Consider the following 247-nt stretch of genomic DNA (forward strand, 5'->3'; position numbering starts at 1 on the left):
CGCGTGCAAAGCCAGCCCGTCAGCAGAACCGTCGCCAGCTTGAGCAGCACGAAGCCTCACTGCTTCCGATGATCCGCTCACGCTCCGGCATCACGCTCCAGCTGATCGACGGAAGCCGCCTGGTCAATGTGGTGCCCATCGCGTTCGACCGCTACTCCATCGCCATCGAGTATGACGGCTTCCGCGAAACCATCTTCAAGTCTGCCATCGCGCGCATCATCACACCTGTCGAGGTCTGATCATGAGT

The 247-nt window shown here is 60.3% G+C and carries 1 protein-coding gene; it reads left to right on the forward strand.

Features of this window, described 5'->3' with window-relative positions; all coding sequences use genetic code 11:
- On the forward strand, positions 1 to 239 hold a 239-nt coding region (locus tag SB786_RS37250), incomplete at its 5' end, for a hypothetical protein (protein ID WP_410731718.1).
- Between the last annotated feature and the right edge of the window lie 8 nt (positions 240 to 247).

The organism is Burkholderia sp. SIMBA_062, assembly GCF_046534765.1.
Taxonomy (GTDB): Bacteria; Pseudomonadota; Gammaproteobacteria; order Burkholderiales; family Burkholderiaceae; genus Burkholderia; species Burkholderia ambifaria.